19 protein-coding genes and 1 pseudogene are annotated in these 24,731 nt (G+C 40.2%); 9 read left to right on the forward strand and 11 right to left on the reverse strand.

From position 1 onward, the window contains the following. From RMY16_RS09755 to RMY16_RS09765, 3 genes and pseudogenes are all read right to left on the reverse strand, one after another. Positions 1 to 229 (reverse strand): annotated as a pseudogene (locus tag RMY16_RS09755) (hypothetical protein); the annotation flags it as partial. Between the two features lie 97 nt (positions 230 to 326). Continuing rightward, on the reverse strand, positions 327 to 1,568 hold the full coding sequence (locus tag RMY16_RS09760; RefSeq protein ID WP_322736180.1) for an aminoglycoside phosphotransferase family protein: 1,242 nt from the start codon (positions 1,566 to 1,568) through the stop codon (positions 327 to 329). 1,204 nt (positions 1,569 to 2,772) lie between these two features. Then, on the reverse strand, positions 2,773 to 3,093 hold the full coding sequence (locus RMY16_RS09765; RefSeq protein ID WP_322736181.1) for a TMEM14 family protein: 321 nt from the start codon (positions 3,091 to 3,093) through the stop codon (positions 2,773 to 2,775). Positions 3,094 to 3,180: 87 nt separating this feature from the next. Here RMY16_RS09765 and RMY16_RS09770 point away from each other — a divergent pair, with 87 nt between their 5' ends. The 3 genes from RMY16_RS09770 (at position 3,181) to RMY16_RS09780 (ending at position 7,489) form a co-directional block, all read left to right on the forward strand. After that, positions 3,181 to 4,530 (forward strand): ATP-binding protein, encoded by a 1,350-nt coding sequence (locus tag RMY16_RS09770; protein ID WP_322736182.1) that lies wholly within the window; start codon positions 3,181 to 3,183, stop codon positions 4,528 to 4,530. 246 nt (positions 4,531 to 4,776) lie between these two features. Further along, a complete protein-coding gene (locus tag RMY16_RS09775) occupies positions 4,777 to 6,066 on the forward strand; it encodes a tellurite resistance TerB C-terminal domain-containing protein (protein ID WP_322736183.1) in 1,290 nt (429 codons plus the stop codon). 94 nt (positions 6,067 to 6,160) lie between these two features. Continuing rightward, on the forward strand, positions 6,161 to 7,489 hold the full coding sequence (locus RMY16_RS09780; protein ID WP_322736184.1) for an ATP-binding protein: 1,329 nt from the start codon (positions 6,161 to 6,163) through the stop codon (positions 7,487 to 7,489). Positions 7,490 to 7,535: 46 nt separating this feature from the next. On the opposite strand, the gene RMY16_RS09785 is transcribed toward RMY16_RS09780, so the two are convergent. The 3 genes from RMY16_RS09785 to RMY16_RS09795 all read right to left on the reverse strand — a co-directional run bounded on the left by RMY16_RS09785 (position 7,536) and on the right by RMY16_RS09795 (position 10,003). Then, positions 7,536 to 8,018: a cupin domain-containing protein gene (locus RMY16_RS09785; RefSeq protein WP_322736185.1), complete on the reverse strand. Its 483-nt coding sequence runs from the start codon at positions 8,016 to 8,018 to the stop codon at positions 7,536 to 7,538. 138 nt (positions 8,019 to 8,156) lie between these two features. Further along, the gene (locus RMY16_RS09790) at positions 8,157 to 8,744 is read right to left on the reverse strand and encodes a Uma2 family endonuclease (RefSeq protein ID WP_322736186.1); all 588 of its coding nucleotides are present in this window, start codon (positions 8,742 to 8,744) and stop codon (positions 8,157 to 8,159) included. 71 nt (positions 8,745 to 8,815) lie between these two features. Then, the gene (locus RMY16_RS09795) at positions 8,816 to 10,003 is read right to left on the reverse strand and encodes an AGE family epimerase/isomerase (protein ID WP_322736187.1); all 1,188 of its coding nucleotides are present in this window, start codon (positions 10,001 to 10,003) and stop codon (positions 8,816 to 8,818) included. Between the two features lie 177 nt (positions 10,004 to 10,180). Between RMY16_RS09795 and RMY16_RS09800 the strand changes: the two genes are divergently transcribed. Next, on the forward strand, positions 10,181 to 11,113 hold the full coding sequence (locus RMY16_RS09800; protein ID WP_322736188.1) for an aspartoacylase: 933 nt from the start codon (positions 10,181 to 10,183) through the stop codon (positions 11,111 to 11,113). 102 nt (positions 11,114 to 11,215) lie between these two features. On the opposite strand, the gene RMY16_RS09805 is transcribed toward RMY16_RS09800, so the two are convergent. The 4 genes from RMY16_RS09805 to RMY16_RS09820 all read right to left on the reverse strand — a co-directional run bounded on the left by RMY16_RS09805 (position 11,216) and on the right by RMY16_RS09820 (position 15,930). After that, positions 11,216 to 12,010, reverse strand: coding sequence for a Tab2/Atab2 family RNA-binding protein (locus RMY16_RS09805; RefSeq protein WP_322736259.1), 795 nt, complete (start codon positions 12,008 to 12,010; stop codon positions 11,216 to 11,218). A 267-nt stretch (positions 12,011 to 12,277) separates the two neighbouring features. Continuing rightward, a complete protein-coding gene (locus RMY16_RS09810) occupies positions 12,278 to 12,547 on the reverse strand; it encodes a YciI family protein (protein WP_289799149.1) in 270 nt (89 codons plus the stop codon). 150 nt (positions 12,548 to 12,697) lie between these two features. Then, entirely contained in the window at positions 12,698 to 15,148 is a 2,451-nt protein-coding gene (gene pheT, locus RMY16_RS09815) for a phenylalanine--tRNA ligase subunit beta (protein ID WP_322736189.1), read from the reverse strand. Between the two features lie 284 nt (positions 15,149 to 15,432). After that, positions 15,433 to 15,930 (reverse strand): hypothetical protein, encoded by a 498-nt coding sequence (locus RMY16_RS09820; RefSeq protein WP_322736190.1) that lies wholly within the window; start codon positions 15,928 to 15,930, stop codon positions 15,433 to 15,435. Positions 15,931 to 16,231: 301 nt separating this feature from the next. On the opposite strand from RMY16_RS09820, the gene RMY16_RS09825 reads away from it, so the two are divergent. Beyond that, complete coding sequence (locus RMY16_RS09825) at positions 16,232 to 16,357, forward strand: hypothetical protein (RefSeq protein ID WP_322736191.1); 126 nt, start codon at positions 16,232 to 16,234, stop codon at positions 16,355 to 16,357. A gap of 812 nt (positions 16,358 to 17,169) precedes the next feature. Continuing rightward, entirely contained in the window at positions 17,170 to 18,333 is a 1,164-nt protein-coding gene (locus tag RMY16_RS09830; RefSeq protein WP_322736192.1) for a hypothetical protein, read from the forward strand. A 252-nt stretch (positions 18,334 to 18,585) separates the two neighbouring features. Here RMY16_RS09830 and RMY16_RS09835 read toward each other — a convergent pair whose 3' ends face one another. Further along, entirely contained in the window at positions 18,586 to 19,971 is a 1,386-nt protein-coding gene (locus tag RMY16_RS09835) for a response regulator (RefSeq protein WP_322736193.1), read from the reverse strand. Between the two features lie 747 nt (positions 19,972 to 20,718). On the opposite strand from RMY16_RS09835, the gene RMY16_RS09840 reads away from it, so the two are divergent. Genes RMY16_RS09840 through RMY16_RS09850 form a run of 3 tightly spaced genes read left to right on the forward strand, consistent with a single transcriptional unit; the run spans position 20,719 to position 24,447 of the window. After that, positions 20,719 to 21,393 (forward strand): vWA domain-containing protein, encoded by a 675-nt coding sequence (locus RMY16_RS09840; protein ID WP_322660910.1) that lies wholly within the window; start codon positions 20,719 to 20,721, stop codon positions 21,391 to 21,393. A 51-nt stretch (positions 21,394 to 21,444) separates the two neighbouring features. Beyond that, the gene (locus RMY16_RS09845) at positions 21,445 to 22,227 is read left to right on the forward strand and encodes a PP2C family serine/threonine-protein phosphatase (RefSeq protein ID WP_322736194.1); all 783 of its coding nucleotides are present in this window, start codon (positions 21,445 to 21,447) and stop codon (positions 22,225 to 22,227) included. Between the two features lie 57 nt (positions 22,228 to 22,284). Then, positions 22,285 to 24,447: a tetratricopeptide repeat protein gene (locus RMY16_RS09850; protein ID WP_322736195.1), complete on the forward strand. Its 2,163-nt coding sequence runs from the start codon at positions 22,285 to 22,287 to the stop codon at positions 24,445 to 24,447. Positions 24,448 to 24,731: the final 284 nt, after the last annotated feature.

Here is a 24,731-nt window from a genome sequence, read left to right on the forward strand (position 1 = left end):
TTTGTAGAGAGCCATTGTAATAGATTCCATAGAGAAAATTTCGCAGTAGTAGAGTAAGATACTTCTGTTGTAAATCTACGGAATTTTTCTGAAATCTATCGGCTATTTTAGTCGGCAGAGCAAAGGGTTGATAATTGGGATGGTAAATACAAAAATTTGACTCAATCTGGATATTCTGAGCAATATCAAATAGAGAATTTAGCGATTGATTGATAGAGGAATTTAGCATTAATCCATTCAGAAATCAAACTGTAATAAAATAGAAGAAGTCAAAATACAGAATTCAGAATTGTGTATTCTTCTTCAGATTGTTCTACTCTTTACTACTAACAACCACGTAGCCGAGTTTTTTCGTAATAAATCCGAAGTAACTGCTGCTCTTTCACAGGCTGAGGAAATTTATGAATCTTTGCCACAGGATTCAGGATTTCTGACTCTGATATTCCGAAAATGGTCAGTACAGCTTGCTCTGGCATTACAAGTAAACTTTTAGCTACTTGCAACATACACAGTTCAACATTGTTAAAGTGTTTCTGGCACGTAATTATCTCCTGAATTTGATGAATTAGTGCTAGTCCCGCAAACTGGATAACCCTCGAAATAAAGTCACTGCGGTATTCTAAAATCATCGGGAAAGCATTTATATAAGCTCTAATTAAGGCAATAATTGAAGGTTGTAAAATCTCTAGCGGTGTTAACGCTAAATGTAGAGATTCTTCTAACTCAATGGTAGGGTCTACTACCAGACTCTTGAGCCAAATTTCTAAATAGCTTGCCAGTAAAGTTCCTAAATCAAAGGCTGGGTCTCCCCAAGAACAAGCTTCCCAGTCAATTAGTCGTATAAGACAATTGTCTAGTTGCTCCCATCTGGAATGAACCAAAATGTTGTTCAATTTCAGGTCGTTATGAGTTAAGCAGCAAGGATTCCAGCTATATGCCAAATCTGCGATCGCAGATTCCAAACTCTCGTATTCTTGATAAAGAACATAGAATTTTAGTGCATCCGTGGGAACAGTCCCAAGAATCTCCGGCCCAATTGACCCTACCCCTTGAGCTGGATTGTAAAACCCGTAGCGAAACTCTCCTTGGGGAGCAGTTGCCATAAAATCCCGATATTCTCGGCGGTTGTAGGTGGCGCGATGCAGTCCCGCCAAAGTTGTGCCGATGGCAGAGGCAATTTCTTGTGGAAAAATCTCATTATTGTGGTACAATGTCGCAAGCTCTAGATATTCATTCAAGTAGCTACGGACAAGAATCGAATTTTCTTCGTCAAAATGCACTACTAATGGCGCGATTGCTGAAGTATTACCTAAAACTGGAAACTGTTGTAGCAACTGGTGAAACAGCCACTCCTGAAACAATTCATGAGGCGCGCCGTCATTGTTGTTAACGTTACGTTTTTGTTTAATGAGCAGTTGGCGATTATCTGCTAAAGTCACTAGTAAATTGAAATTGTTCTGACTACTTCCTGGCAACTCAGATTTGTCTGATGGGCCATCTTCTGAGCTACACAGACCCGCCTCTTGCAGATACTGGATAACATTATGAGAAGACAGTGATAATACCATGTATTATTTCCTACTTCATTAAATTACTTAAACTTATCGTGTCAAATTTGCTTGGTCTTAAGAGTTTTTAGTAGATAGGAACTAATGCAAGAAGAGAAATGTGAATAACAATAAAGATTTCTACAATCTACTAATATCTCATATTTGGGAGTAAAACCTGCCAAAATGGCACCAAGTCTTTTGCAATTCCTTTAAAATTTGCTCCAAGATGCCGTGACATCTTTACACTTTATCAGCATAGTTACTTAGATACATCTAGAGTAAGTTTTGTGGTAAAGCCTTTTTTGTGGCCAAGAAGCATCCCCAGCAAAAAACTGATTGGTAGCAGATGTTGTTTGATGTTCAGTAGTCATCCTCAAAGCAGCGAAGAATTTGAATAATCCTTCGCGATACGAAGCATGACATTCAACACTATTACTTTTATTTATCATCACCAAGCCAAAAAAACCGGAGTTTTTTAGCAATTAGTAATTATTTTTTGATTTAATTTTCAGAATTGGTGTCTGGAAAGCTTGTTATCACGTTATTTTCGTCACCTACAAATTGTAGATGACTATGGGCGATCGCAAACAAAGCCTATATGAGCGCATCTTATGTAAGTGTACTTTTGTCAAGCTTGAAACACGGCATTTTTCAAGTATGATTTGTGATTACCAGTTGGCGGATAACTGTTAAAACTTTAGCCTGAGAATGCACAAGCCTACTTTGGATGGGGTATTGTCTATCAGAAGAAAGGAAAGAATAACGCCGCACTATCAGAATATAATCAGACGCTAACAAAAGATGAAAAACTCTTGTCAGCCATCTTTAACCTTGGCTACATCAAGTACGAAATGGAAGATGTGGAAAGGCAATTCAACAGTAGTCTCGTAGAAGCGTAACAGCGATAAAATTTTTGCTTTTCTCTCTCTACTCTCTGTGCCTCTGTGGTTGAAAAGTAATTTATTTAACTAAAAATGCACAGAAAACACAGTCCCAAGAGCAATTATTTGCCAACAATTTTGCTCACCTTGATAAAGGTACTGTGCGCCCCTACCCGTTTACCTTATTTAGACAGAAATCGCCATAACTCATTGAGAATGCTAGAAGTTATTAGGCAAGGTAACAACCTACAGTAATATAAATGTACTAATATAATTCAAAGCAGGGAAAGTCATGCCATACCAAAAAAAACAGGAGGGTGGTTATTGCTGAGAGACTAATGCTACCTTAAAGCCACAAATTGATTCACCATCACCGCCAATGCCAGCATACCCAAAATTGTCATTAATCCCGCAGGCATAAACTTGCGTGTTTTTGCCAGTCGAAATGCAAAGAAAACTACTAAAACAGTAGTAACTAACACTGCTAAAATCGCACCCCAAGTTTGTCCTTGGAGTTGAAAGTAAGCGGCAAGTATTAGTAATAAACCGCTAATGCTACCACTTAGGAGTGAAACTCTACTTGTAGCTTGAATGTAGCCAATAACGCCACCCACTATCGCTAATATGCCGTAGGCAAAAGCAGCAACTATACTTAAATTCATTGTTAAAACCTATGTAGACTTTGACTTTACTGCCAGGGTCAGCAGACAATTTACCATAGCTATTTAGCTATACCACACAGTTGATTAATGGATAATAAAGCGATGCCAATGGCAATTACTTCCTCATATACAAGGGTTCAATATCTCCAGCGCCAAGCAGCCTCACTTTTACTGTACCAATCTGTTCTGCAAGGTGAAGTGGGGATAGCATTTCTGGAACTGTTGCAAGCTATACGTTACACTGAAGCCGATGCACGGGGTTGTCTCCAAGCCTACGGTAGTTACTTTCACGCTTTGGCTGCTAGAAATCAAAACTGGGAAGACTATTTAATTACTCAAATTCTCTTTTCTGACAATCCTTTTACAAGGTTGGCGGGAGTGCGAGAATTTGAAGATTTGCCTCCAGCTTTAGTAACAGCAGTTCAGCATGATTTACAAGTATTGCAAAGTCTCTATGAGTGTAGCAGCGCGTCTTTGAGCGAATGGGTACAAGGCGTAGCTCACATGCCGATTTCACCAGTAGTGTGGTATAAAGAGCAAGAATTAGTAGGAGTAGAGACAAAATTTACTACATATCTACAAGAGTTAGATAATTGGGGTGATGCTGTAGAAGAGTTAGCAGCTTATTATCGGCAATGTGGCTCTGGTTTATTTGCAGAATATCGCGCTTTACGATGGCAATCTGGTCAGTTTATCGGTATTAGGTATTCTGACCCAGTTAAACTGAGTGCGCTTGTCGGTTACGAATCTCAAAAAGATGCTTTGCTGAAAAATACAGAGTTTTTATTATCAGGAGAGATGGCACTACATGTATTACTTTACGGTAGTCGCGGTTCTGGCAAATCTTCTTTAGTGAAATCTTTGTTGAATGAATATAGCAATCGCAGCCTCCGCTTATTGGAAGTAGCAAAATCTGATTTAAAAGACTTACCAGAAATCGTGGAACATTTACGGGGTGTGTCACAAAAATTTATTATCTTTGTCGATGACCTTTCATTTGAAGAAGATGATGATGCCTTTAAAGCTCTCAAGGTAGTTTTAGAAGGTAATTTAACTGCGCGACCTCAAAATGTAGTAGTGTACGCTACTTCTAATCGCCGCCACCTGATTCGAGAGTTTTTTGTGGATAGACCTGCACCAAAGGATAACGAGGAAATCCATGCCTGGGATACGATGCAGGAGAAGCTTTCATTTAGCGATCGCTTTGGTTTAACCTTAACTTTTGAACCAGCCAATCAGAAAACTTATTTAAAAATTGTACAACATCTAGTGGCACAAGCTGAAATTAATATTACCCAAGAAGATTTGGAATTTCAGGCATTACAATGGGCCACTCGTCACAATGGTCGTTCTGGACGTACAGCACGACAGTTTGTTGATTTTTTAAAAGCAGATTTAACACTTTTCAATACAAATAATAATATATCCAACACGTAATATTAAATTTTATTGGTGATTGTACTTTTTTGTGATTTACACAACAATGCTATGCACCAGTCAGTCAAATTAAATGTTTGAGAACGACTATGATACTAAAGCTGACAAATATGCCTTGTTTCCCTAAACAAAACAATGGATTAGCAACTACTTACATTAAGCATTTTATATGTATATAATTTTTAATTAAAAATTACTATGAGAGCTACTTATTCAGATAATTTAATTACGCTAAAAACCAGCAATATGCAATCAGTAACGATCAGCAATCGATTTATACTAGTGATAGTTGCCTTTAGTGTGAGTTTTGGTCTTAGCCTTGTCCCAAGCTGGGATTTTAATAAAGCCTTTCTCACAGGTGTAATTACTGCCGTTACTATCCATACAACAGCATTATTCATAGACAAGCGACGCAGAAATTATGAAATGTTTGTTATAGGTTCTCTGCGCAAGCGAATTAAAGATATGGAGGGATTAAAGGCTCGCGTTGTCAGAGAAATAAATCAAATTCAAGAACATCATAATTTATTATATGCTGAATCACAACAGTTGCAAAATCAAGTCATAGAAAGCCGTAGCAAAAGAGATAGCCTACATCGAGAATTAAGAACCTTTGCAGGACAAAAGAAGCAATTAGAAACAGAAGTTAGTAGTCTGCAAACTGAAATTAACAATTTGCAGAAAAATCAAACTGAATTGAACAATGCATTTTCTATCCTCACAGCAGAGAAGCGCCGTCTAGAGTCAAATTGTAATGTATCTCGTGCTGAAATCACCCAATTACAAAGCCAAATTTATGAGCTACAACACGAGAAACAAGAAGTTGAAAGTAATTTAACTCTTTTAGGCAGACTCAAACCCCAATTAGAAGAAAAATTATATGAACTGCGAATTACAATTCAAGAGCTAGAAGTTGAGACAAACCAAAATAATCAATTGTTGGTAGCAACGAAAACCGAAAGAGAAAATATCCAAGCTATTCTTAATTCTTCACAAACTCAACTAGCAGAATACAAAGCCGAGTTACAGCAACTACAAGGGCAAGTTTCATTATTGCAAGAAGAACGAGACTCATTACAAAATCAAGTATGGGAATTATTACAACAAGTAGAAACCTTGAATCCAGAGCCTTTGTCGGAGAATTCCCAAGAAGATGATATTGAATTGTTTCCATTTTCGGAAATAATTGAATCTTCAAATGTAATTGTCAATTCGGAAGTTGAGACATCGGAAAATATCCCCGAAGAATGGACTAATTTTCTCGGAAATCTTCCAGGACATGAATTACAAGTATTAAAAGCTATAGTTGAACAAGATAATCCCAATAGTGCTATTAAAAAAATTGCCGAAGCAAATATTACTATGCCAAATTTATTAATTGATTCTATAAATGAACGGGCAAATGATACTATTGGTGAATTAATAATTAATTCTGATTCGGAAAGTCCAAAAGTTTATCAAGAGTATATAACAGATGTCAAAAAAATGATAGCGATGTATGAAGACCTCATGGCTAGACATACTTCGTCAAATTAAATTGTTATTGCCGTCGTAAGATTTAGTAGTAAGGTGATGTACCTTACCTACTTACTGCGTGCTTCTACGTTTAGAATAAAGTGAAGTGTAATATATGGCAAAGCTCAAAATCTCGAAAAAAATTTCCACTGCTTTAATCAATTCTCTTGGTACAGGGGTCGTACCAAGAGTGGGAGTTGAATATATCGCGGTAGGTCGAGAAAAAGAACTCAAAAGCCTATTACAAAATCTTGACGATATTGCAGAAGGTGTCGCAGCATTTCGCTTCATAATTGGTAACTACGGTTCTGGAAAAAGTTTTTTATTGCAACTAATTCGTAACCGCGCTATGGAGCAAGGTTTTGTAGTAGCTGATGCTGATTTAGCCCCTGAACGCCGATTAGCTGGAAGCAACAATGAAGGTGTAGCCACTTATCGAGAATTAATGAGCCACCTAGCTACAAAAACTCGTCCTGATGGTGGTGCTTTAGTCTCGATTTTAGAAGGATGGATTAATAAAATTCAGCAAGAAGTGGTTAAAGAAACTGAAATGCGTCCCAATGACGATGGTTTTGATGACCAAGTTGAATCAAAAATTAGGGAAGTAGTTCAGTATATTGAAGATTTAGTTCACGGTTTCGATTTTGGTAGCGTGATTATCGCTTATTGGCGTGGCTACCGATTGGATGATGATAATTTAAAAAATGCAGCGATGCGCTGGTTGCGCGGAGAATTTACTACTAAGGTTGAGGCGAAAGCTGCTTTAGGAGTGCGGGTAATTATTGATGATGATAGTTGGTATGACTATATAAAACTCTTTGCTAAATTTGTTGCTGAAATTGGCTATAAAGGACTGTTAATTTTAGTTGATGAAGCTGTACATTTATATCAAATATCTACCACCGTTACACGAGAAAAAAATTATAATCGACTCCTCGCAATGTTTAACGACACCATGCAATGTAAAGCAGAACATCTTGGCATTGTTGTTGGTGGAACAACTAAATTTTTAGAAGATCCTAAACGAGGACTTTTTGCAGACCAAGCTTGGCAAAGACGCACAAAAGAAAGCCGTTTTGTTGCACAAGTTAATGTTCAGGAACATTTAGGGTCAGTAATTCGACTAAATCCGTTGAGTGAAGCAGAAATTTTAACGCTTTTGCAACGTTTAGCTGAGATTCATGCACTCAATTTTGGTTATGAACAGACTTTGACAAATCGTGAGTTGAAGGAGTTTGTGCAAGAAATTATTAATCGCTTGGGTGCAGAAGCCTTACTCACACCAGGGGAAATTGTGCGAGATTTTATGAGTGTGTTGAATATTCTTCACCAAAATTCAGGAATTGCGTTTAGTGAATTAATTCATGGCTCTAAATTTAAACCTACTGCTATGGGTAAGGATGCAGATGTGGATGAGGATGGCGCAGCCGAATTTAGTTTGTAATTAATAATGAAGACACTGAGCCAGAAGAACAAGCAGATTGAAAAATTTATCTGTTTTCAGGATTAGTTAAAATAACTTTTGGTTGATTAGCATTAAATAGAGAAGCAGACAACAGAATAATCGGTTTGTTTGTTTGGTTTTCTCCATAATGAACCATTCCGGCAGATTCAACTAAAGAATCTCCCACTGTCATCTGTATAGTTTTTCCTTTTTGAAGAATCAACTCTGTGCCGTTAGCTTTGGTAACTTTAGCTTCTCTTTCCACAACAGTAAAAGTTAAAGTTCCCGCTTCTACATGTACAACCTGCATTCCCGGATGAGTATGAGTAGGGAGTTTTGCTCTTGGTGCAATGGTATAGCGTACAAGCTCAAGAATCTGCTTTTGATCTTGAGCAGGATAACCACTCGTTAAAACTTCACGGGTAACAGATTGAGTGTAAGTATTGGGTGAGGAAATTTCTTGGCTTTTAACAACTACACTGCCAAAAGCTAGGATAGCTAAGGGGAGAATCAAAGACAGTTTTCTCATATTAAAAGTTTTTTGTTTAGGCAATACCTTTAATTAAATCATTTAAAGCATAAGGTATCAGTATTTAAACGTGTTTCAGAGAATAGAATACTCTTTTACGCGTAGGCGTAGCCCGCCGTAGGCATCGCACCAACAAAATCATTCACTAGCACTGTCTGGAAACAAGCGACTCAAGTCTAATAAAGTATTTTCAAATCCAGGAATCGCCACTGACTGGTTAGATAGAGAAATCTGCTTGCTGAGATAGCTAAACTTATTTTGAGCATTTTGATACGGTTGGCTATGACGCTCAAGTTGACGAGCCGATAAATTCACAATCCAGTAATGAGAAATTCCGGCTTCTGCATACAATGACAACTTGATTGTTTGGTCGTAATCTATGGTTTTATCCGAAATTTCAATTACTAACAAAATATCTTCGGGATAGGGATGATGAGTAAGATAATCTTCATCTCTTCCTCTTGCAATGACAACATCCGGCTCAGGTTCACTTTGATTAGGAAGGGTAATAGGATCTTGTCCACGGATGACTGCTCCATCGCCTAAAAGCCGATCCAATTGACGGCATAGGATAGAACTACAAACTGTATGAGGCGTTCCCTTTGCTGTCATTTGAATCAGTTCCCCTCGAATCAATTCAATACGATCGCTCTCTGTCAGAAATCCGAGTTCAATCAATTGATGGTATTCTGCGATCGTAAATCGCTTAGGTGTCACAACATTCATGAGACATCTTTCCAATAGTACTTGTACACTAGCAGAGATTAAACTGACTGCGTTGTTTACTGCCGCAGGTATCACAATGCCTCAAACTGCTGCCAACAAAGGTACAATGCACGCGGTACGTGAAAACATCCTTTCCATTTGCCGCCTTTGAGGTTCAACAATACTTCTCCACGGCGATTGAGATAGCCAAACCACTCACCGTATTCTGAATCAGCAAAGTGTGACCAGGCGTAATCGTGCATCTTTTGATACCATTTCCAACACGCCTCACGCCCACTCAGGCGATAACCCATTGCTAATGCAACCAAAGATTCTAGGTGAACCCACCACAGCTTTTGATCCCATTCCAATTGTTGTGGGGGATGACCATCTGCATCCATAAAGTAATACAATCCGCCGTACTCGCTATCCCAAGCAAAATTCAGGATGTTTAACACCACATCAACGGCTTGGTTGATAGTTTTGGTGTCGTTTTGGCGACGGGCGATGTCCATGATAAACCACATCGCTTCGATACCGTGACCTGGATTAATCAGTCGTCCTTCAAAAGAATCTATGTGAGAACCGTTAGGGGCAACGTTTTCGTACATTAGTCCCCGTTCTTGGTCGAGAAAATCGGTCATCACTTCGCGGACTGTCTCAGCTAAGACATTCTCTAGTGTTTCTTTTGGCAACAACCATTCCATTTCTAGAGTCAGGTTAGCTAAAATCATCGGTACAGCCAATGATTTCATCGGGCGTGTGCCGGGATAGGTTTTATTATATTTGCCCTTTGGATTGTCCTTGCGGCGTAATACGTTGTTGTAAGCCTGTATCGCTACATCCTTTGCCCATTCTTCACCGCCAGCGAGTGCATATTTACTAAATGCCATCGCCGCAAAGCAATCAGAAAAGATGTTGTAAGGGTGAACCAATGGTTTCCCTTCACGGGTGAGGGCAAAGTACCAGTTACCATCGCTATCTCTGCCATGTTGGGCGAGAAAATTAGCGCCGTTGCTGGCAATTTTTAGCCAATTTTCGCGCTTTTCTAACTGGTTGTAAAGCATGGAAAAAGTCCATACTTGGCGGTTTTGCAGCCAGATGAATTTGTCTGTATCATAAATTTTGCCTTCGCGATCAAGGCAGGTGAAATAGCCGCCTTGCTGCCAATCAAGAGAATATTTTTCCCAAAAGGGGAGTACGTCCTTAAGGAGAGCGTTTTTGTAAAGTTCAGCGTAGGCGTAGCCCGTCGGAGGCATCGCTTGAAAGTCCTTCTCCATAAATTTGCTCCCCTTTTATACCAAAACCAACAGCTTAACAGTTATCATATTTTGACTCGAACATGGAGCGATTGAGTCAGGCTTTTACAAGATTTAGTCAGCAGCAGGTATACTTCTATCTTGGATCTTGCACCATTCTCAATAACTGTAGGGTAGTTTTTTAGATATGAGGTTGTTATGAGTCAGATTGAACGAGTTGCGATCGTTGGAGGAAACCACGGTAATGAGTTAACAGGAGTACATTTAGTCAAGAAGTTTCAGCAATATCCTAATTTAATTAATAGGGCAAGTTTTGAAACTCTGGCATTACTTGGCAATCTCAAAGCTATTGAAGAAGGCAAACGATACATTGAAAAAGATTTAAATCGTTGTTTCACTAATCAAGGTTTACAAAATCCCCAACTCTCAAGTTATGAAGATATGCGGGCAAAAGCAATTCAACAGATATTGCAACCGCAAAATCAGCCTTTTGTAGATGTAATTGTTGATTTGCACAGCACAACTGCCAATATGGGGTTAACTCTGATTTTTTGTGATATGCATCCTTTCTTGCTGCGGTTAGGCGCTTATTTAAGTTCTATCAATCCTTTGGTGAAAGTCTTTATTAATCAAGAATCCAAAGAACATGGTTTTCTCCGTTCTTTGTGCGAATTGGGTTTTGTTATAGAAGTTGGTGCCGTAGCTCAAAATGTTTTAAACGGCGAATTATTTCAAGAAACAGAACAGCTTATTTATGCAGTTTTAGATTATTTTGAAAGGTGCAACCAGGGGAATATTCCGCAGACAACCAACCACCTTACACTTTATAAATACATTGGAACTGTCGATTATCCTAGAAGCGATGCCTACGGCAAGCGGTTCCTGAGCGCAGCATCTCGTAGAGAAGGGCTGCCCCTACGCGGGGAAATTCAAGCCATGATTCACCCCCAGCTTCAGTTTAGAGATTATCAACCTTTGCATCCAGGCGATCCAATGTTTCTGACTTTTGAAGGAAAAGATATTTTATATGAAGGAGCGTCTACTGTTTATCCTATTTTTATTAATGAAGCAGCTTACTACGAGAAAGGAATTGCGATGTATTTAAGTCAAAAGCAGGAAGAAATAGTTTAAGTTGTTCATTGCCTTTGTCTCACTTTTATCTCTATTTTTATTCTCTAACACCTCTAAACCACAAATCCCAGAACTACAGACAAATATTTTTGGCAATTAATATCAATTTTCTGTCTGCAATAACCAAAAGCCGCTATAAGTCATACCAGAATCATCGGGTTGAACTAACAAAAAATGTAATCCTCGGCAATGCTTTTTGCGTTCTTCAAATGCTTGGGCTGCTGTTGTAATTTCTGGATCTTCAAATGTGGCAACAATCCATCTATCCACCAAGCTAGCTTCTAATATTAAGCCATCCGGTGCGCCAGAAATGTAGTTCAAGCTGACGGCACGGGCTTGCTGCAACCACCGTGCTAGGCGCATTGATTGCCGTCCTCCATAAATTACTACACCAGGAACGGGGACTGTTGATGCCAAACCTAAATTGATCGGTTTGAAATGTTCTGGGATGTGCAAAACGGGAATGGGGCGATCGCTAAATCTCGTTTCTACATCACCAGCAGCTAGAGTCGCAAAACGCCATTGTTCTCCCCAAAGGTTTTCTGGTAATGGTGCTGGGGGTGGTTTATCCAGCGTTGAGGGATATTGCTTTTCTTGTAACCACTGCTTTAACGCCAAGGTGTGGCGGGTAGGTTCGACATTTATACTTAAGTTGCGTCCAGCCGCCTCAATTAAGCTTAGAGACTGAGGACGAAATACCTGAATTACATCTGGCAATTTTTCACCAGCAGCTAGCTCAAGTTGAGTCGCAACCCAATTAGAATTTGCTGCTGACTGGAGACAGCTAGCTTCATACTCAAAGCTGCGAGTTGCGTCACAAATCAACAAGTCCCATAAAATTTGTCCAGACGCATCTTGTGAGGGACGACGATAAAAATCAACCTGCCAAATTTTCATATTATGTGGGGAATGGGCATTGGGCATTGGGCATGGGGCATGGGGCATGGAGGTATGGGAGAGATGGATGAGAGTTAAAACTAAAAGTTTTAGGTTCAGAGGCTCAACTTCCGAGTTAAAAGGCTCAACGTTCATGCTCAAAAGCTCAACTTCCGAGTTCAGAGGTTCAACTTCCGAGTTAAAAGGCTCAACGTTCATGCTCAAAAGCTCAACTTCCGAGTTAAAAGGCTCAACTTCCGAGTTCATTTCCCCATACCCAACACCAATTTATAAAGCCTGAATCCATTCTTTGACTGAATATTCAGTCCAGATGCCATTTTTCCAGTAAGGATCGTTTTCAATTAACTGGCGCACAGTGGCTTCGTCTTCGGCTTCGTAAATCCCAAAAACTTTTGTAACATCCTTGGTGGGGCCGATAGTAATCAGCACACCGGATTCTTTCTGTTTTGCTAATCCGTCTAAATGAGCTTGACGATAGGGGGCGCGTTTTTCGATAACGTCTTCGCAGTAAGTTCCCCAGAGTACATATTTAGGCATGGTTAAGACTATTTTGAATTTTGGATACTTCGACTTCGCTCAGTACAAGTTTTAGATTTTGGATTTTAGATTTTGCAGCCAGTGCATCGGGGAGTAAGAAATGATTAATTTCTCACTCCTAGCAAATGACAAATGACAAACGACAAATGACTAACTTCTCAAGTTAACACCGAATTTTTCCACCAAAGCTTCGCGGACTTTATTATGTACTGGTTCGACTTCAGCCTCAGTCAGAGTACGATCGCTAGCCCGATAAATTAAGCGGAATGCTAAACTCCGCTGTCCTTCGGGGACGTTTTCACCCCGATATTCATCAAATAATTCCACCGATTCGAGCAAATCTTTACCAGCTTTGGTAATTACTTTTTCAATTTCGACAACTGAGATTTTCACGGGTGCGAAAAAGGCAATGTCGCGATCGCTAGCTGGATATGTAGAATAAGGCTGGAATGTGGGGACGAGAACTTCATCTTCTCCCAGAGAATCTAAAAGCACATCTAGATCCAACTGGAAAACATAAACGGAATCTGGTAAACCTTTTTCTCGTCGCAATTGGGGATGGAGTTGCCCAAAAATCCCTAGTCTGTTACCCCGAATCCACAGGGAAGCGGTACGTCCTGGATGTAAGCGATCGTCACGGCGATCGGGTTGAAATTCGATTTGCAAGCTCAGTTGCCGAAATACACTTTCTAAAATGCCTTTGGCTTCAAACCAGGTGATGGGTTCTTCGCGTCCACTTTTTGACCATTTGCCAAGGCTGCGATCGCCTCCGATAATTCCCGCCAAGGCTTCTGTTTCTTGCAAACCGTCTTCTTCTTGCCAGAAAATTTGCCCGATTTCAAAACCGTTAAGGGCACCATTACCCTGCTCTAAATTGTATTGAAAGGCATCAATTAACCCAGATATCAAATCGGTTCGCAGCGCTGAATATTCAACAAATAAGGGGTTTGACAGGACTATATTTCTGTCTTCTCCTGGTTTGACTAAAGAATAGTGGATTAATTCTGTCAATCCTTCAGCTCGGAGGAAAGCTCGTAATTTGCGAATCAGTTCCTCGTCTAAAGGCAGATAACCAGCTTCCGCTTTTTCTGGTAAAGTATCGCAGAATTTGTTGTAACCATAGAGACGGGCGATTTCTTCAATTAAATCAATTTCTCGCTCTAAGTCGCGGTAACGATAGGGTGGGACAGAAACAGACCATGTAGGTTGATGGCTGCTATCTTCTCCTGAAGAAGTTAACTGACACCCCAATGCAGTCAGGATGCGCTCAACATCTTGTCCTTGGAGTTCGCCTGTGTCCTCTTCTAAATCGATGGGCCCTAATATCTGATTAACTCGTTCTAAACGCAGGGCGATAGAACGACTCCAAGTAGACGGATCGGGGCGGGTGTCGGCAATTTCTTGCTGGACAATAATTCCACTGGCTAATTCGCTAATTAAGGATAAAGCGCGGCGATTAGCTATTTCCAATTCAGCTCGGTTAACTCCCCGTTCGTATCTGCCAGAAGCCTCACTTCTTAAGCCCACACTCCGAGAAGAACGGCGAATTGCCACGGAATCGAATAAAGCTGCTTCTAAAACTAGACTTTGAGTACCTGCATGGACTTCTGTTTCTTCTCCACCCATGACTCCCGCTAGTGCAACGGGCCTTTCGTTAGCCGTGATTAACAAATTTTGGGATGCTAGGGTGCGAGTTTGCCCATCTAGGGTTTTGAGCGATTCTCCATTATTGACGAAGCGAACGCCGATGGTTAAATTTTCGCTACTTGCAACAGATTTTAGGCGATCGCCATCAAAGGCGTGCAGTGGTTGTCCCCATTCCAACAAAACGTAGTTAGTAATATCCACAACATTACTGATGGGACGTACCCCAGCCGCCCGCAAACGCTGTTGCAACCATTCGGGAGATGGAGCAATTTTCACCTGTTCAATTACCGTACCGATGTATGCAGGACAAGCTTGGGTATCGGCAATTTTTAAAGCTAAATTTCCGGCATTTTTGGGAATAGATACTTCAGCAGGTTCAGGAATGCTCAACTTTCCACCCGTTAAAGCGGCTACTTCTCTGGCTACACCTACCATACTTAAAGCATCAGCGCGATTGGCAGTTGCGGTGAGGTCTAAAATTACATCATCTAAACCCAACAACGGCCGCACATCACCACCCAATGGTAAATTTTCCTGGGTAAAAATATGAATTCCGTCTACATCGGTGGGCAAACCGAGTTCCTTTAAAGAACAAATCATGCCCTGAGATGGGACACCACGTAGTTTTGCAGGTTTGATTTTTAAATCAATTTTGGGTAAGTAAGTACCCGTAGTTGCTACAGGCACATAGATATCTGCCTTCACATTGGCAGCGCCACAGACAATATTTAAAGTTTCACCTGTACCGATATCCACTTGGCAAACACTCAATTTATCGGCGTTGGGATGGGGTTGACGCTCAAGCACTTTGCCGATCACCACGCCATTTGCCCAAGTGCGGCGGTCTTCAATCTCTTCAACCTCAAACCCCGCCATTGTCAGGGTTTCGGCTAATTCTTCTGGACTAAGTTTTATCTCTACTAGTTCGCGCAGCCAATTTAGAGAAATACGCATGGAGTGTGCTTGTTTTAGGAATCGTCTTTTGCTCTTATTTTAGGGTGCCTGCTAGCGATCGATGGCTACTCGCCCTGCAAGGCGTACCCTTTCACTTGAACAATCCTACTACGTTAGACTGGCAATGTAAAAATTAAGTAAATACTGAGAATGTATCTACGCAGGGAAGTATGACATTATTTTTATTTGGTTGATTTTGACTTAAACTACATACGCCCGGATTTTTCACAAGTGAGAAATCCGGGTGTTTTGTTTCAGACAAAAGCGTGTCAAAAGTTGGCCATCTAATTTTTACTAACAACAATTTTAACAATGTAGTCTTTGAGTGCGATCGCCTTTTTGCTATTTGGGTACGGGGAAACCCCTATCAATGTCACCGAATATTTATCTAAAAATTGAATTGGTAAAGCATCACGACCTGGCACAAGGGTTAGCGTTAACGTTGAAACTTGCTTACCATTTTTTATGATGTCTAATCCAATAATAACTTGCCCTTGCCAAATACAAGTTACATCAGAAGGGCACCGAGAATCCTGGATAACTTTTGAAAATTTGATTTCAATATTTTCAGTGGGGAGGTAGGCTGTCCTTCCATATCTAAGATAAAATGGAGTATTTAAAGTAGTTCCAACTCTAGCCATCAATTGCTGATGATTACCTTGAGCAATTGATTTAACTTCTATGCTTGAAGGCTTGATATTTGATAATATTCCATAGCTAGGAAGACAATTTGCTCCACCAATCAATGTTAATATAACTGCTGCGCTTACTACACTTTTCATTTTTTATACTCCATAGTTAGGAATTTTATTATTAGTTGAGCCAGAAAGCAAACTTATAAATTATTCTGTTTTCTACTAGAGTGAAGCTTTAAAAGATAAAACAAAAGATAAAACGCAATTAGCTAACTTTTGTGTGTGGGCGCAGCCCGCACTTCTCTACGAGATGCTGCGCGTAGCTTGGTTCCCCGAAGGGGTACGACATGGTTCGGCTCCCTTCCCTGCGGGACGCTACGCCTAGATTGCTTCTCCGGGGTGGTACCACTGCGCTACCTCGGCTCCGGCTCCATCGAGCAAAGTCGAGATGCTCGGCACAAGTCAGGGCAAGCTGCTCACCAGCCGCTCTGTTACCATCGTAGACATCGCTTCTTGGATAACCATTACGATTGAGAGCCATTTGGTTTCTCACGCTTTAGCTAAAATACCATAAAACGAGCAATCTAAATACACAAGCTTTTTTCTGATTTCAAGAACTTCAACACAACAGCGCTTTTCAAAGAACTCGTTGCTTAATTTATCTGGAATATTCACTCTAGTTTTACTTTTTAGCATTATTACTCCATAGTTGAGCAATTATTACATTATGTAAAAGGGACATTATTTTTTCTCTGTTCTCAACAAGCCCAGCTTTTTGCGATGAGCAATGACCACGATTTTACAAGGCGTAGCCCGTCGTAGACATGGTTTTGATGGAAAATAATCAAATAATAAATGCTGCTTTTTTCGTTGGTTCTTAATATTAGTTGGATCAAGAGTAATTTAGATGTGTTTGCTCTGGCGATCGCAGAAATTGAATTTTTCAAACTCGATAAAACCTCATAAGTAATATTTTCTTACTTACACTTAATAGACTAAAAAAATAAAATTTTATTTTTTTAGTGTAATCGCATTGTATTTTATTCTAGAACTCCAAAGAGTTAAATTTGCCCTGTTTGAGCCAAAAAAGAACTGCAAATACTCCTACTCAAGCATTCACCATAAGGATTGCCGGACAATTTATTGAAATCTACCTGAACAATATCGAAAGAATAGACAATCGAATCTAAAGAATCGGCAATCCAATCTAAATTTTGTTCATTTGAAATGGATATCTAATTTTGTATACTTTTGCTAAGTATAGTGTTTGCTGTTTTTATTAGTATTTCTTTATTGAAAATGAAAGTAAAAAAATGCTTTCATTCATGTCGTTGATCTTCCTCTTGATAGAGGGATTTCAGTTTGGGTAATAGGAGTTCAATTCTAATGGCAACTTCTGACAATAGCAATCAAACTGTTGGGTCACAAAGTACTAACAACAATCCAACTGGTAATGGTAATTTTTCTTTCAGTGATGGCAAATGGCAGTCTACCGATGGCAGCAGTTTAGATGGTAGCAGTGCCTCCGGTGGCGCTGGTAGTGGTAGTAATACTTTCGCTTCCTTCATCGGTGGTGGCAACTCATCCACAACCAGTGAAGATGGAAAGTACAAATATAATTACGAGCGACCACTTGACGAGCGGGCTTTAACTGATACTAATAATCCGTTCAATCAACTCATTGGAGTCCTTGACGGTGATATTAGTGCGTTAGGTGGTAGCAACCCTTTTTCTGGTGGTGGCGCATCTGGTGGTAACGCATCTGGTGGCGGTAGCAACCCTTTTTCTGGTGGTGGCGCATCTAGTGGCGGTAACAACCCCTTTGCTGGTGGTGGCGCATCTGGTGGTGGCGCATCTGGTGGTAACGGCAACCTCCCTGCTAACTTACCATTTGGCAACACTCCGCCCTCCAAGGAAAGTGGTAGCAACCTACCTGAAACTGGCAACGGTCAACCTGTACCTTATAAGAGCGACAACTGGATATCTGATATTAAAAAATTAGATGGTGCAGATGCGATCGGTAACAGTGGCCAAGGTAACGGTAACTGGCTATATGGTAGTAACAACACAACCGACGGTAATGGTAACTGGAATTTTGGTAGCGATAACACAACCAACGGTAACGGTAACTGGAACTACGGTGATGGCAGCAAAACCGAAGGTAATGGCAACTGGGGCTTTGGTAGCGATAGCGCAACCAACGGTAACGGTAACTGGAACTTAGGCAATAACAATGACATCCTTGGTAATGCTAATACACTACCTGGCAGTAAAAACGATATCCTTGGTAGTGGCAACACTGCCAATGTAACTAACAGCAATCTCCTTGGAAACCGAATTGAAGCCAGTGGTGATGACAAAACACTCGTTGGTAATGAAAGCTGGAATTTTTCTGTTGGTGGCGAACTGATATCGCTAGGTAGTACTACGCCCAGCCAAGATATAGGAACTGATGTCAGAAGTTTACTCAGCAGTTCTGACCTTGTAACATCCGCCATATCAAATCCAGGCTACAACAACCCAAATTATGATTTCTCTACCATAGCCTAAAAGTTTGTAGCAGACATGAGCCAGTTTTTGCATCGGTAAGCCTGTCTATTGTGGCAATAGGCCTTTTCGCCAACTTGAGTTAATTACATTCTGAATACAATACTTCTGGGTTAAGCTTTGCAGTGTGCAAGAATCAACCTTCTAGCACTTCAAAAAATTCAATCTGTAATTAACCCAGAAGTATTACTCTTTGAAAGGTAGTGGGTAAGCTACAGATTCTTCTAATTACAAATTACCAATTACGTAGTTAATTTAAGTCAGATGCATAAAGACTATTTTCAGTAATTCGGCGCGAGTAAAGGGTTTAGTCAGATATCCAGAAGCCCCAACTAATTTCGCTTTTACTTTGTCTACAATCCCTTTATTCCCAGTGACAAAGATAATAGGAGTGTTTTGAAATAGTAAATTATTTCGTATAATCCGGCACAACTCATAGCCATCGATTCCTAGCATGTTTAAATCCAACAAAATTAAATCCGGTTTGTGCCTTATAATTGACAAAACTGCTTTCACTGGATCGTTAATAGTCACTACAGAAAAATTTTCGTTTTCTAAGAAATAACTGATTTCTTTAAGAATTGTAGGGCTATCATCTACGGAAACGATTTTGTGGACTTTTTGTACCGTTACCGTAGCAGCCGTTACTCTTTGGGAAGCAGAATTTATGTTATTTGATATTGTTGATTCTTGAAAGTTTTCTTTTGGAGGAGTAGAAATCTGTGGTAATCGTTGAACAGGAACTATTTTCTCTTCAGGAATATTTGGAGAAGAATTGACAGAGCTACTTAGTTCTTGTTTGGTGTCAACTAACCCTGAAATCAATTTTGAGAAAAGCGATTGCTCCTCAAAAATCTTTGGTAATTTATCAAATGGTGGATCGGGTTCATGGAGGATAATCGCACCCTTAAGAATGTAAGGGTATAAATTGCGAGCTAATTGAATTTCATCTTGATTCAAAATTACAGCCAGATGACACAGGCTAAAACCCTTCATCCAGTTAATTAAATCTGGCTGTAGATTTGGTAAATCTTGATCGTCAAACTTGCTGTTAATCAACAGATATGGACGTTGATATAGAGAAGAAATTTTAGGTACAAAAGCCTGCCAATTCTGTAATCTTACTTGGCAATAATCTAGAATTTTTTCTACACCTAGCCTGCAAATTTTTGGCATTTTCTCAATTGGTTCTGTTAATTCATAAGTACCTTCTTTGATGAGTAAAAATGATTCAATGACCTCTTTAACTAATTCTTGAATCAGCACTGCTGCTTGTGTAGAATGTAGATGTTGTTGACTAACAAGCCAGGATATAGCCTGATACTCAGCAGGGTGGCTTCTCGAATTACTGTCATCTTGGATTAGTTGACTGTGTGAGTCAGGTTCAAACATCAGCCGTACTTGAATGCGAACCTCGTTAGTAAGGAGTGGAATTTGCTGGCTGAGGCGTCGCAAATGGCGTTCTAGTCGATCAAAGGGTTCCACGGAATGGGTAGCGTAAGTTATTTTGCCCTGTTCTAAGTAAATCGACCAAGCAACTGAGTTACTCAATACTTGTAAACAAGTACTGTCGGAACAATTGGATAATTGTCTTAACAAACTTAGAGGGCGTAGTTTGGTGAATGTACCTGAGTTATTCATATTTTTCAAGTTTTTTGCGGAATCAACAACCGAACATTTGTAGATTGAAAATATGATCTATAAAGTATTCTCTTCTTTGTAATATCTTTCTAACCACAAATTATTTATTTGAAAATATGTACATATATTAAAAAATGTAAGGTTTCTAAGTCGTTTGTTACATTTAGCACATTTCACTGAATCTGTCTCAAAGAGCAAGTAGGTATGAATAAAGGTAAGCATCTATCATAGCTAGATTATCAGTAGATGTTGGTTAATTCTGGATTTTACTAACTACTGACAACTTTTGAGTGAAGACCTTAATAATGACGTTTATTTATGCCCACTCACTTCAAGATGCAAATTTGATTCCAACTTCGCGTAGTTACACTGGTATACTTCTAAAGTTAACAAGCTTAATTATGGTTAATTACTTTTCCTTAAAGAAACGATTCTTCTACATAAAATCTTTAAAAACTTATCTAGGAAAGTTTACGTATTTATTGTACTGTAGGTTTAATGGATATAACTTTTTGGTAGATACATTACAACAGGTAATGCTGGGTTTTGATAAACTCTTTTTTGCTAAACTAAGCTGTGCTCAAGTTCATCTTAAATATATAGAGAACTTCATGAAAATAATTTGTTTAATAAAGATTAGAGCATCTACCAATAGATACTATATTCTGTAGTCGCCTTGGCGATTGAAACTATATACTCTGAGCAAAGGGAAATAAAGCTTTGGACTTTAACATAACACAAAAAGTTATGCATGATACATTAAGACTTGATGAAGTAGTAGAATTTGCTGAGAACCCAGAACCCCGTTGTCCTTGTGTACTTTTATTAGACACATCTGGGTCGATGCAAGGAGAGCCGATTGAGGCTTTAAATCAAGGTTTACTAAGCTTAAAAGATGAATTAGTCAAAAATTCCTTAGCTGCCAGACGGGTGGAAGTGGCGATCGTCACTTTTGATAGTAATATCAATGTAGTACAAGACTTTGTGACTGCCGATCAATTCAATCCGCCGATTTTGACAGCCCAAGGCTTGACTACAATGGGTGCAGGAATTCATAAAGCTTTGGACATAATTCAAGAGCGGAAATCTCAGTATCGTGCCAACGGGATTGCTTACTATCGTCCTTGGGTATTTATGATTACCGATGGAGAACCGCAAGGTGAGTTAGAGCAAGTGGTAGAGCAAGCATCCCAGCGCCTACAGGGAGACGAGGCCAACAAGCGGGTAGCATTCTTTACAGTTGGAGTAGAAAATGCGAATATGACGCGTTTAAATCAAATAACTGTACGTACTCCCTTAAAGCTTAAAGGATTAAATTTTATCGAGATGTTCGTCTGGCTGTCAACTAGTATGTCGGCTGTTTCTCATTCACAAGTAGACGAACAGGTAGCACTACCGCCGATTGGTTGGGGAACTGTTTAATGGAAAATCGCAGCTTGATGTTTACACAGCTAGCTGCTTGAAAAAAAATTTATGAACATATCAAAACAGATTGCTCAATGGCGGATTGTGGCTGCGTCTGTATGTGGTACAAGCCACTTAAAAAACAATCAATTATGTCAGGATGCTCATCACTGGCAGATATTGTCAGATAATGTTTTAGTGGCGGCCGCAGCAGATGGCGCGGGTTCTGCTAGCCTTGGAAAAGTGGGAGCGATGGTTGCTGTGGAGACAGCAATCGAAAACATTTCAACCAAAGGGCTGACCCGAAAAAGTTTGACTGATGATATCCTGGTGCGATCGCTCTTAAATGATGCCATACTAGCCGCCAAAAAAGCTGTAGAGGATGAGGCGGCTACTTGTGACAAACAGCCTCAAGATTTAGCAACTACCTTAATTATGCTGGTTGCCACACCAGAAGTTGTAGCTGTAGTTCAGATAGGTGATGGTTTGGCAGTGGCAAAAGATCGTCTAGGCAATCTGCTGGCACTAACTACGCCTGACAGCGGTGAATACATCAACGAAACCACTTTTTTAACTTCGCCTAATGCCTTAGATGCAGCACAAATGAGATTATGGCGCACAGACATAGTAAACGTTGGTATTATCACCGACGGATTACAAATGCTGGCTTTGAATATGGTTGTTGGCGAACCTCACAAACCATTCTTTTTTCCACTGTTTGAATTTGTCGCCAATACCGAGGATAAGACAGAAGCGAAGGAGCAATTAGTAAAATTTTTACGCTCAGAGCGGATTACGCAACGCACTGATGATGATTTAACACTCATTATAGCCGCATTCAACGACTCATGAGCAATCGATTTACAGGTTTCACATCTTACAATAACTTCCGTTAGCGGTAATTTCATTATGCAGGTACTACGTTGTTCCCCCAGAAAAGAAATCCTCAGCCTCAATGTCAGTTTGGGACGTGGCGGTGAAGCTTGTGTTTATGCAGTGCCATCCGATAACGACTTGGTGGCGAAGATTTACCACAAGCCAACCACTGCCCATGCTGAAAAACTCCAGGCGATGCTTGCCAACCCGCCAGAAAACCCTACGGCGAGTTTAGGGCATATCTCTATCGCTTGGCCAGAGGATTTATTACGGGCGGCAGATGGCAAAAATAGCATCCTGGGCTTTTTGATGCCACGTATTCAGGGGATGCGTCCAATCATCGACTTTTACAACCCCAGAACCCGTCGGCAACACTGCCCTTTATTCAACTATCAGTACCTGCTCCGCACGGCTCGTAACTTGGCGGCAGCTTTTGCCGCTTTGCACGCTAGTGGATATTGTATTGGTGATGTGAACGAGTCTAATATCCTCGTCAGTGATACGGCACTGGTGACTTTGATAGATACAGACTCTTTCCAAGTAACCGACCCAAACAGCGATGTTGTTTATCGCTGCCCAGTAGGTAAACCAGAGTTTACTCCACCAGAACTACAAAATAAAACTTTTGCCCAGCACGATCGCGAAATCTCTCACGATTTATTTGGGTTAGGGGTGCTAGTATTTCAACTTTTAATGGAAGGCACCCACCCCTTTTCGGGGATTTTTCAAGGTGCAATTGAGCCACCACCTTACGAAGCCCGCATTGCATCGGGTCATTTTACTTACAGCCAAAAGCGCTACGTACCCTACCTACCTACTCCCATTGCCCCCCCTTGGGAAATTCTCCATCCCAGCTTACAAGAACTATTTGTCCGTTGTTTTGAAGAGGGTCACAACAACCCACAGTTGCGCCCCAGTGCCCAGACTTGGCTCTCAGCAATCGCTGAAGCCGAAGATTCCCTGATTACCTGCACAACAAATCCCCAACATCGCTACAACAACCACATGCGTAGCTGTCCGTGGTGCGAACGTACCGTGCGATTAGGTGGACGCGACCCCTTTCCATCACATCGGGCTATAGAAGCTAGAGAACATCTCCAACCGCGAATCAAAGCGAAAAAACGCTACAATCAGACACCGCATTTTCCGCAGCGCGCCATGTCACCGCAGCTAGCTAATTACTGGCAGCCAATGACTCCCAGCGGTTCATATAAACCTTCCAAAAAGTCAAAGTTGTACCCGATTATTTGTTGTTTGCTGGGTTTTGGTTTATTGGGATATGCAGACTTAATGATTAAATTTACTCAGCCGTTGGTTTCCCAAAATGCTTACACCCAACAAACAATCAAACCTTCCCAGCCAAATAACAAACTCAGCTTTGCTGATTCTTATCAGCAGGGTTATATTGCTTACAAAGAGCGAGACTATGACAAAGCAATTGTCAACTTTAGCCAAGCAATTGAACAAGAACCGACACACGCTAGAGCAATTGTAAATCGTGGCAATGCCCGCTATAACTTGAAAGACTATGAAGGAGCAGTTACAGATTATAGCCAAGCTCTGAAAATCAATCCCAATCAAATCAAAGCTCTGGTAAATCGGGGCAATGCTCGCTATATGCTCGCCGAATATAGCAACGATCCCGATCGGGAATATAATCTAGCGATCGCAGACTATAATCGAGCCATTGGTCTGGATAATAATGAAATTGAAGCTTATGTCAGACGGGGGATTGTCCGCGCCCAAATGGCTAAATACAGCGGTGAATCTCAACAAGCCTACAAAAAAGCGATCGCAGATTTTACTCAAGCCATACAACTTAATATCTCCAAAGCCGAAGCTTACTTCCAGCGGGGCGTTGTCTATTATCAAATTGCTCAATATAGCAGCAATTATCAGCAAGAATATAATCAAGCGATCGCTGACTTTAACCAAGCATTAACTCTAAGCCCTAAACTAGCAAAAGCATATCTCAAACGAGGTATGGTTCGCTATGAACTGGCACAGTATGGCGGTAGTGAATCTAACAAAAACCAAGCGAAAGCTGTCGCAGATATACAGGCATCTGCCAAAATATTTCTTGAGCAAGATGACATGGATAATTATCAACAAGCACTCAGTAATATGTGTGTAGTCATCGAAAACAAATGTGACCCTTTATTCCAAGGCTCAAGTAACATGGAAAAAACTAACTAGAAATAAGTAACTTTTGTTACTTGTATATTATTGGTTTTGATTGAAAAAATCAAGCCTGACTAGGGTTAGCGCCAGCTAACCCTAATTATTTTATCGGTGATATTTTTATTTCATTGAGTAATTTATTTCTGTATTTATAGATATTCATAGAGCTTTTATATAGAAAAGATTTTAATTTATCTTACCTTTATAATTTCATCGGAAATTACAGTTAGATTATTGACGGAGAAACAGAAATCAGAAATACATTTCTCTCCCTTGAAGTGCATCCTCTTCATCTCGAA

Origin of the sequence: Nostoc sp. DedQUE12b (genome assembly GCF_034530835.1) — a bacterium.
GTDB lineage: Bacteria > Cyanobacteriota > Cyanobacteriia > Cyanobacteriales > Nostocaceae > Nostoc.

Bases quoted from the DNA above. Each gene is read 5' to 3' on its own strand.
- RMY16_RS09760 (WP_322736180.1), bottom strand. From the start codon at position 1,568: ATGGTATTATCACTGTCTTCTCATAATGTTATCCAGTATCTGCAAGAG.
- RMY16_RS09765 (WP_322736181.1), bottom strand. From the start codon at position 3,093: ATGAATTTAAGTATAGTTGCTGCTTTTGCCTACGGCATATTAGCGATA.
- RMY16_RS09770 (WP_322736182.1), top strand. From the start codon at position 3,181: ATGGATAATAAAGCGATGCCAATGGCAATTACTTCCTCATATACAAGG.
- RMY16_RS09775 (WP_322736183.1), top strand. From the start codon at position 4,777: ATGCAATCAGTAACGATCAGCAATCGATTTATACTAGTGATAGTTGCC.
- RMY16_RS09780 (WP_322736184.1), top strand. From the start codon at position 6,161: ATGGCAAAGCTCAAAATCTCGAAAAAAATTTCCACTGCTTTAATCAAT.
- RMY16_RS09785 (WP_322736185.1), bottom strand. From the start codon at position 8,018: ATGAGAAAACTGTCTTTGATTCTCCCCTTAGCTATCCTAGCTTTTGGC.
- RMY16_RS09790 (WP_322736186.1), bottom strand. From the start codon at position 8,744: ATGAATGTTGTGACACCTAAGCGATTTACGATCGCAGAATACCATCAA.
- RMY16_RS09795 (WP_322736187.1), bottom strand. From the start codon at position 10,003: ATGGAGAAGGACTTTCAAGCGATGCCTCCGACGGGCTACGCCTACGCT.
- RMY16_RS09800 (WP_322736188.1), top strand. From the start codon at position 10,181: ATGAGTCAGATTGAACGAGTTGCGATCGTTGGAGGAAACCACGGTAAT.
- RMY16_RS09805 (WP_322736259.1), bottom strand. From the start codon at position 12,010: ATGAAAATTTGGCAGGTTGATTTTTATCGTCGTCCCTCACAAGATGCG.
- RMY16_RS09810 (WP_289799149.1), bottom strand. From the start codon at position 12,547: ATGCCTAAATATGTACTCTGGGGAACTTACTGCGAAGACGTTATCGAA.
- pheT (WP_322736189.1), bottom strand. From the start codon at position 15,148: ATGCGTATTTCTCTAAATTGGCTGCGCGAACTAGTAGAGATAAAACTT.
- RMY16_RS09820 (WP_322736190.1), bottom strand. From the start codon at position 15,930: ATGAAAAGTGTAGTAAGCGCAGCAGTTATATTAACATTGATTGGTGGA.
- RMY16_RS09825 (WP_322736191.1), top strand. From the start codon at position 16,232: ATGCTCGGCACAAGTCAGGGCAAGCTGCTCACCAGCCGCTCTGTTACC.
- RMY16_RS09830 (WP_322736192.1), top strand. From the start codon at position 17,170: ATGGCAACTTCTGACAATAGCAATCAAACTGTTGGGTCACAAAGTACT.
- RMY16_RS09835 (WP_322736193.1), bottom strand. From the start codon at position 19,971: ATGAATAACTCAGGTACATTCACCAAACTACGCCCTCTAAGTTTGTTA.
- RMY16_RS09840 (WP_322660910.1), top strand. From the start codon at position 20,719: ATGCATGATACATTAAGACTTGATGAAGTAGTAGAATTTGCTGAGAAC.
- RMY16_RS09845 (WP_322736194.1), top strand. From the start codon at position 21,445: ATGAACATATCAAAACAGATTGCTCAATGGCGGATTGTGGCTGCGTCT.
- RMY16_RS09850 (WP_322736195.1), top strand. From the start codon at position 22,285: ATGCAGGTACTACGTTGTTCCCCCAGAAAAGAAATCCTCAGCCTCAAT.